At 67.2% G+C, this 7,632-nt stretch carries 6 protein-coding genes and 2 pseudogenes; 4 read left to right on the forward strand and 4 right to left on the reverse strand.

Going from position 1 to position 7,632, the window contains the following annotated elements:
* From VLR48_RS04830 to VLR48_RS04840, 4 genes and pseudogenes are all read right to left on the reverse strand, one after another.
* Positions 1 to 206, reverse strand: a 206-nt coding sequence (locus VLR48_RS04830) for a hypothetical protein (RefSeq protein WP_325290690.1), incomplete at its 3' end; no start/stop codon positions are given.
* Between the two features lie 109 nt (positions 207 to 315).
* Positions 316 to 687, reverse strand: a pseudogene (locus VLR48_RS20200) (hypothetical protein); the annotation flags it as partial.
* 27 nt (positions 688 to 714) lie between these two features.
* Positions 715 to 834 (reverse strand): annotated as a pseudogene (locus tag VLR48_RS20205) (ISAs1 family transposase); the annotation flags it as partial.
* A 74-nt stretch (positions 835 to 908) separates the two neighbouring features.
* Entirely contained in the window at positions 909 to 2,195 is a 1,287-nt protein-coding gene (locus tag VLR48_RS04840; protein WP_325290692.1) for a Coenzyme F420 hydrogenase/dehydrogenase, beta subunit C-terminal domain, read from the reverse strand.
* 87 nt (positions 2,196 to 2,282) lie between these two features.
* Between VLR48_RS04840 and VLR48_RS04845 the strand changes: the two genes are divergently transcribed.
* The 4 genes from VLR48_RS04845 (at position 2,283) to bchO (ending at position 7,402) form a co-directional block, all read left to right on the forward strand.
* Entirely contained in the window at positions 2,283 to 3,293 is a 1,011-nt protein-coding gene (locus VLR48_RS04845) for an alpha/beta hydrolase (protein WP_325290693.1), read from the forward strand.
* A 216-nt stretch (positions 3,294 to 3,509) separates the two neighbouring features.
* Positions 3,510 to 4,535, forward strand: a complete 1,026-nt coding sequence (gene bchI / locus VLR48_RS04850; protein ID WP_325290694.1) for a magnesium chelatase ATPase subunit I — start codon at positions 3,510 to 3,512, stop codon at positions 4,533 to 4,535.
* Positions 4,532 to 6,331, forward strand: coding sequence for a magnesium chelatase subunit D (locus VLR48_RS04855; RefSeq protein WP_325290695.1), 1,800 nt, complete (start codon positions 4,532 to 4,534; stop codon positions 6,329 to 6,331). Before bchI ends, VLR48_RS04855 begins: the two co-directional genes overlap by 4 nt.
* A gap of 144 nt (positions 6,332 to 6,475) precedes the next feature.
* A complete protein-coding gene (bchO, locus tag VLR48_RS04860) occupies positions 6,476 to 7,402 on the forward strand; it encodes an alpha/beta fold hydrolase BchO (RefSeq protein ID WP_325290696.1) in 927 nt (308 codons plus the stop codon).
* The last annotated feature ends 230 nt before the right edge of the window (positions 7,403 to 7,632 follow it).

Below are 7,632 nucleotides of genomic sequence, written 5' to 3' on the forward strand. Positions count from 1 at the left end.
ATCTCGGCGAGCGCCGCTTCCTTGTCTTGGAGTGCGGCCTCCTTGGCTTTGCGCTCGGCCTCCGCCACTCGGAGCGCTGCCTTCTCGGCGGCGCGCCGCGCTTCGAGCTCCTGCGCGACGGCGCGCTGCACGCGCAGGGCCTCCTGGCGCGACTGATACCGGTGGTAATCGCGCTCCTTCTCGGAAAAGGCGTTCAGCGTGCTCATCGCGGACCTCATGATGGGGGGGCATCCAGGCGGGGAGCCGGGTCGGATCCAGGGTCTCCCCGTCCTTGAGAAATTTCAACCAGCGTTCGGCATCGCTTTGGACCGGCTCGACATCGAATTTACTCAGTTCATAGACGCGGATGCTACCGTGATCGACGAGCGAACGACTGCGGTCGTCACGCCACCGGTAGCGGTGGGCATACTCGGGCCGATCCCGAAACAGCGTCCCGTCGAGGATCCAGATGGCATAGACCGGCTGCAGCTCGCGATAGTCCGCGCCGCGTTGGAGTTGTAGGCTGAACAAATCCGCCCAGGCGCAGAGGATGCGCGACAGCGCTCGATGCCTGAAGGCATCGCATGCGGGGCGGATTGATTGTCTCGGGCCTGACTTGGCTGATGAGGAAAGGCATCCGTATAGAATAACCTTATCGTGTATTCTGCGGCCGACCCCAGGTCTCGCACCCGGAGGGCCGATGAGCATGGCCGCAGCACGCGACGATTTCGACAATCCTTGGACCTTGCCGCGATCGTGCGAGCGGCGCAGCGTCTTGCCGTCGATGGCGATGACCTCGCCGGGGATGACCTCGCGGATCGCCTCGACCCAGTCGCGAAAACAGGCCTCGAACGCCGCGCCTCCCGGGTCATCGACGGCGGGTGCCACTGCCTCCTGCATCGACACCCTCCGCCAGCCATCGCGCCCGCCTATCCCTCGGACGAAGACCCCGCCGCCGTTGGCGCGAGCGGCCGCCCGAAGGTCTGCTCGTAAAGCTCCGAGTAGGGCTTGAGCGTCTCGTAGACGTGGCCGGGCACGACGCGCGACTCGAACTTGGGGAACTTGCTGCGGACGTAGTTGAGGTTGCGCAGCAGCTTCATCTCGATGACCGCGCGGGCGAACTCCAGTCCCTTGGGTCCGCGGGTGCGCTGAAGCATGGCGACCAGCTTGCGGATCGGCATCGGCGGGCGTTTCTGTCCGGGGGGATGGCTCAGGCGCTCCATGTAGCGCGGCATTCCGCGGTTGCGGTCGCCGGACTCGGTCAGCTCGCCGATCTCCAGCTCCGGGCGGAGCATCTCGAAGAGCTCCTCGCCCGTGGGCGTGCGCACCATCACCCATTGCCAGCCGAGCGGGGCGCCCATGTAGCCGATGGTGATGTCGCTGAGTGTGTTGGCGTAGTCGAAGCAGGAGAGACAGGACGACGGGAAGATGCCGTGGAGTTTGTCCATCGGGAAGTCGATGTAGTTCAGGCGCTCGACGTGGCCGTCTTCGTGACGCATCCAGAGGCTGAAGTCCTGCATGAACTCGTGATGCACGACGGTCTCGGGCGATTTGGAGACCTGGGTCAGGAAATATTCGAGATCCGGATAGCTGACGTTGTCGCTGCAGGGGATGCCGATGACGTAGAGGCGCTCCAAACCCAGCTCGGCCTCGGCGGCGCGCAGTTGATGGACCTGGCAGCCGGTGCCCACGACGGCGAGACGCTTGATGCCTTGCTCTCGCACCGCGTCGATCAGGCTCAGCGCCGGGGAGAGACAAGGTTTGTTGCCGGCCGTCGCCAGGACCTCCCGGGGGGTACGCGCCAGCACGGGCTGCGCCTTGAAGCGCGTCCCGGGTGCGGCGGCGGTGGTGATAACGGCGTCGACCTTGTCCTGCTCGAGCAGGCGCGCGCCCAGGGTCGTGACCATCCCGCTCCATTGCGCATGGGGATTCGGACGTGCCATCCGGGCGGCGTACATGGCGCGATAGATCCCGAAGCGGCCTTCTTCGCCGGCTTGGCGGGTGCGACCGTGCAGACGCTGCTCGATTCCGGGGGTCTGGTTGCGCACGAAGGTGCAGGTCTGCGACATTAGCAGCTTGAGGCTGCTGTCGCAGAAGCCGCAGTCGCTACACAGACGCGGACGCCCCTTGAGCCGCTCGTCGCTGCTGAGCAACGAGATCTGGTCGAGTCCCTTCGAAGGACCTTCTTCCATCGGCGCAATGTCGGTGCTCGTCATGCGCTTGCCCCCCGGAGGTCGTGCCGGGGCTCATGAGCGGCAACGAGCGCCCCGCTCGTTGTCGGGCTCGTCAATGAAGGAACGGACATGCTTCGAATTCTCCTTAGGGTGTTGGCTGGTCTTGTTGTACTTGTCGTCTTGGCGGTCGTTGCCGGGCCTTTTCTGATCTCGGGGAAGCCGAGCGACGGGCTCGCCTCCAACGCCGAGGCGGCGTCGGCCGAAAGTCGTTTCGTCGGGATTCCGTTCGCGGGGACCGAGGGGCTTGCGGTCCATTATCTCGAGCAGTCGTCGCCGGTTTCGTCCCGGGCGCCGTCCGACGCAACGGCCTTCCTCCTGCTGCACGGCTTCACCTTCAACGCCTGGACCTGGCAGCCGGTGCTCGACGCCTTCGCTGCTCGGGGTCAGGCGGTCGCCTACGATCAGCTTCCGTACGGCCTCAGCGCCAAGCCGACCCGGGCCGACTGGGACGGTCCGAATCCCTACTCGAAGGAGGCCGCCATCACCCAGCTCTTTGCGGTGATGGATGCCCTCGGGCTGGAGCGCGCGGTCCTGGTCGGGAATTCCTCGGGCGGGACGCTCGCCCTGGAGGCGGCGTTGGCGCACCCCGAGCGGGTGTCGGCCCTGATCCTGGTGGCGCCCTGGGTCTACGCCACGCGTCCGACCCTGCCCGAGTGGTTGGCCAGTCTGCCGCAGATGCGTCGTCTGAGTCTATTGATCGCGCGCAAGTTGGGCGAAGATGGCGCCTTGATGGATCTGTCCTACGCCGATGCAAGCAAGATCGCGGAGGAGCGCCGTGCGCAGTTCGGGATTCACACCCGGATTGGGGGTTGGGATCTCGCTTGGGGCGAGCTGCTGGCCTTGTCGCTCTCGGCGCCGGTGACGGTGAGCGCGCATCTGGCGGATGTGACGATCCCTGTCCTGCTGGTCAGCGGGGAGACCGATCGGCTGGTGCCGATCGAGGACAGTCGGCGCGTGGCGGAGGCGCTGCCGGACGCGACCTTCGCCGTGATCGAGGGCTGCGGGCACGTCCCGCAGGAAGAATGTCCGCAGGCGTTCGAGGCCGTCGTCGGCGAGTGGCTGGATGCCCGAGGCTTGTAACGACCATTCCGAAGTCCGCCCGGAGCCGGTCTCCGACCCAGGCGCGCTCAAGCCGATGCCAAAAGAGCTCAAATCACGCTTGATTTGCGTAAAAACGCCTTCGCATTGACCGACTCCGCTTGACCTGACTGAAGTCGGGGCGCTAGGGTCGCGCCCCGTATCCTTCGGTCCACAACACACTGCAATCCAATCTCACTGCAACCAGGTTCGCCGCGTATGCCCATCCCGTTTCCGTTTTCCGCTGTCGTCGCCCAGGAGGAGATGAAGCGCTCCCTGTTGATTGCGGCCATCGATCCCTCGATCGGCGGCGTTCTCGTCTTCGGTGATCGCGGGACGGGTAAGTCCACGGCGATTCGTGGTCTCGCGGCGCTGCTGCCGAAGATGCGTGCGGTCGACTGCGTCTATAACTGCGATCCGGAGGCGGGCGAGGACGCGCTCTGCGCCGAGTGCCGAACCAAACGTGCCAAGGGTCCGCTCAAGAGCCGAATGGTGCCGGTGCCGGTGGTCGATCTGCCGCTCGGTGCGACCGAGGACCGCGTCATCGGTGCGTTGGATCTGGAACGCGCCCTGACCAAGGGCGAGAAGGCCTTCGAGCCCGGACTCTTGGCCCGTGCCCACCGTGGATTCCTTTACATCGACGAGGTCAATCTCCTGGAGGACCATCTCGTCGACTCGCTCCTCGACGTGGCCGCCTCAGGCGAGAACCTGGTCGAGCGCGAGGGTCTGAGTATTCGTCATCCCGCCCGCTTCGTGCTGGTCGGCTCGGGCAACCCGGAGGAGGGCGAGCTGCGCCCGCAGCTCCAGGATCGCTTCGGTCTGTCGGTCGAGGTGAAGACCCCGCAGGATCTGCCGACCCGCATGAAGGTCGTGCGTCTGCGCGACGAGTTCGAGCGCGACCCGCCTGCCTTCGTGCTGAAGTGGAAGCGGCAGGACAGCAAGGTTCGCAACCAGATCCAGAAGGCGCGTGATTTTCTGCCGACCGTCGAGGTCCCGGACGCGACCCTGGAGCAGGCGGGACGGCTCTGCATCAAGCTGGGTACCGACGGACTGCGCGGCGAGCTGACCCTCATCCGCGCCGCCCGCGCCTTTGCCGCACTCAAGGGCGATGCCGTGGTGCTGGACGAGCATCTGGTTCAGGTCGCCGCCTCCGCGCTGCGGCACCGCCTGCGCCGCGATCCTCTGGACGAGTCTGGCTCGACCAGTCGGGTAGAGCGTGCTGTCGGGGAGTTATTCGGGGAATGAGCAGTCCTGCGGCGATGCCCGAGTCGGAGCCCGAGCGTCCGCGCGGCGAGGCCGGGGTTTCGCGATGGGAGGATGCCGTGCTTGCGGCCGCCCTCATGTCCGTGGATCCGGTCGGGACCGGCGGAGTCGCGTTGCGCTCGCTCGCCGGCCCGGTGCGCGATCAGTGGCTGCAGATCATGCGCGACCTGCAGCCGCCCGGCACGCCGATGCGGCGTATCCCGCTGCATGTCTCGGACGGGCGTCTGCTCGGCGGTCTGGATCTGGCCGCGACACTGAGCGCCGGCCGACCGGTGGCCGAGCGCGGTCTGCTGGTCGAGGCCAACGGCGGGATCGTCGAGCTGGCGATGGCCGAGCGGATTGCCGCCGGTACCGCGGCGCGTCTGACCATGGCCTTCGATTCGGGCGAGGTGGTGCTCGAACGCGATGGCTTGGCGATGCGCTCGCCGGCGCGATTCGCCGTGGTCGCGCTGGACGAGGGCGTCGGCGACGACGAGGGGCTGCTCAACGCACTGCTCGACCGTTTGGCATTCCATCAAGACCTGACACATATTCGGGTTCACGAGGCGGTCGCCTGCGACTACGACGCCGACGAGATCCTCGCCGCGCGTGTCCTGCTTCCCGGGATTCAGGTCAGCGAGGCCCAGATCGAGGCACTCTGCAGCACCGCGCTGGCCTTGGGGATCCCCTCGCTTCGCGCCTCCATCTTTGCCGCCCGAGCGGCCTGCGCCGCCGCCGCGCTTGAAGGCCGCACCGAGGTCACCGACGAGGACTTGGCCGTCGCCGGCCGACTGGTGCTCGCCCCGCGTGCGACCATGCTGCCGCCGATGGAGCAGCCGCCCGACGAGCCGCCTCCGCCCGAGCCGGAAGAGCCGGATCAGGAGCAGGACAAGGGCGAGGATCAGCAGGAGCCCAAAGAGCTCGAAGATCAGGTGCTCGAAGCCGCCAAGGCGGCGATCCCGGCCGATCTGCTCGCGCAGCTCCAGCTCGGCAAGCTGCGGCGCTCGCGCGCCCGTGCCACCGGCAAGGCCGGTGCGGTCCAGAATGCACCCCTGCGCGGGCGCCCGGCCGGTGTCCTGCGCGGCGAGCCGCGGGCCGGTCTGCGTCTGAACGTGGTCGAGACATTGCGTGCCGCCGCACCTTGGCAGCGTCTGCGGCGCGAAGAGGTCGCGCGCTTCGGAGGCGAGTCCAACCGCATCGAGATCCGGCAGGACGACTTTCGCATCACCCGCTTCAAGCATCGCTCCGAGACCACGACCATCTTCGTCGTGGATGCCTCGGGGTCTTCGGCGCTGCATCGTCTGGCCGAAGCCAAGGGCGCGGTCGAGCTGCTCTTGGCGGACTGTTACGTGCGCCGCGACCGGGTCGCACTGGTCGCCTTCCGCGGTCAGTTCGCCGAGGTGCTGTTGCCGCCGACACGCTCGTTGGTCCGGGCCAAACGCTCGCTGGCCAGCCTGCCGGGCGGCGGCGGTACGCCGCTCGCATCCGGGATCGATCTGGGGATGATGCTGGCCGATTCGGTCAAGCGCCGGGGCGGCACGCCGATCCTCATCATCATGACCGACGGTCGCGCCAACGTGGCGCGCGACGGCACCGGCGGGCGGGCCCGGGCCAACGAAGATGCTCTCTCCGCGGCGCGCTTGGTGCGCTCGGTCGAGATCACCTCCTTGGTGATCGACACCTCGCCGCGTCCGCAGCAGCAGGGGCGCGATCTGGCCGTCGAGATGGGTGCGCGCTATCTGCCCTTGCCGCATGCCGACGCGACCTCGCTGTCCCATGCCGTGCGCGCAGCAGGATGAGCCCGGGAACGCGCTGATGCCCCCCAATGGCGCACAGCCCGGGATCGTCGAGTTGCACTCGACTCTTCGGAAGCGAGGCCGGAGCACAGCGTCGCATACCCCTCCACCGCCCCGCGATCGACTCATCCTTGCGGGCGTTGCATGATGGCCGATACGCCGCGCTGGGACATCGAAGGTCGCGACTGGCCCAATCGTGGGGCCAGCCGCTTCGTCGAGGCCGGCGGTCTGCGCTGGCACGTCCAGCAGATGGGCGCTGGTCCGACACTCCTCATGCTCCACGGCACGGGTGCCGCGACCCACTCCTGGCGCGCCTTTGCCCCCGCGCTCGCCGATCGCTTTACCGTCATTGCGCCCGATCTCCCAGGTCACGGGTTCACCGGCGCCTTGCCGTCGAAACGCATGTCATTGCCCGGCATGGCCGCGGCGGTTCACGCCCTTCTTCGCGAGCTCGACTGCACGCCCGATCTCGTTCTCGGGCACTCGGCGGGTGCGGCGATCCTGATCCGGATGACATTGGATGGCTTCATCCAACCGCGCGGCTTAGTCAGTCTAAACGGCGCACTGATGCCCTGGCGCGGACTCCCGGCACACATCTTTTCACCCGCCGCCAAGCTGATGGCCGCGAATGTCCTGGTCGCGCGTCTCTTCGCCCGGCGCGCCGCCGACCGGCGGGTGGTCGAGCGTTTGGTCGAGAGCACCGGCTCGGCCCTGGAGCCGGCCGGCGTCGACCTCTATCAGCGCCTGGTCCGTCATCCCTCGCATGTCGGCGCCAGCCTCGCCATGATGGCGAACTGGGATCTGGCCGCGCTTGCGCCCGACCTGAGCCGTCTAGAGCCACCGCTCTTTTTGGTCGTCGGCGAAGGCGACCTGACGGTGTCCCCGTCCGAGGCCCGCCGCGTGCGCGAGCGCCTTCCGAGCGCGGAGGTCATCTCGCTGCCGGGTCTCGGGCACCTCGCCCACGAGGAGCGTCCCGAAGAGGTTGCGGATCTGGTCAAAGGTCTCGCGGACAGTTGGGTCTCCCGGATTGAAGAACCTGTAGGTCTCGCGGACCGGTTGGGTCTCCCGGATTGAAGAACCTGTAGGATGGGTAGAGCGCAGCGAAACCCATCCACCAAACCGCCATGTTGCCGGGTTTTGGTCCAATGCACTTGGCGCGGGCTGGATCGGGTCAGAGGGGCCGAAGCCCCGTCTGCCCACAGAACCGTGCGTACGGGTCCGTACACGGCTCCTCACGTAAGGCGTATCCACCGATCGACGTCAAACCAATGCGGGAGCTGCCGGGAGGAGCGAGTCACCTGTCC

It is taken from the genome of Thiocapsa sp. (assembly GCF_035467215.1).
Lineage (GTDB): Bacteria > Pseudomonadota > Gammaproteobacteria > Chromatiales > Chromatiaceae > Thiocapsa.

Bases quoted from the DNA above. Each gene is read 5' to 3' on its own strand.
- VLR48_RS04845 (WP_325290693.1), top strand. From the start codon at position 2,283: ATGCTTCGAATTCTCCTTAGGGTGTTGGCTGGTCTTGTTGTACTTGTC.
- bchI (WP_325290694.1), top strand. From the start codon at position 3,510: ATGCCCATCCCGTTTCCGTTTTCCGCTGTCGTCGCCCAGGAGGAGATG.
- VLR48_RS04855 (WP_325290695.1), top strand. From the start codon at position 4,532: ATGAGCAGTCCTGCGGCGATGCCCGAGTCGGAGCCCGAGCGTCCGCGC.
- bchO (WP_325290696.1), top strand. From the start codon at position 6,476: ATGGCCGATACGCCGCGCTGGGACATCGAAGGTCGCGACTGGCCCAAT.
- VLR48_RS04840 (WP_325290692.1), bottom strand. From the start codon at position 2,195: ATGACGAGCACCGACATTGCGCCGATGGAAGAAGGTCCTTCGAAGGGA.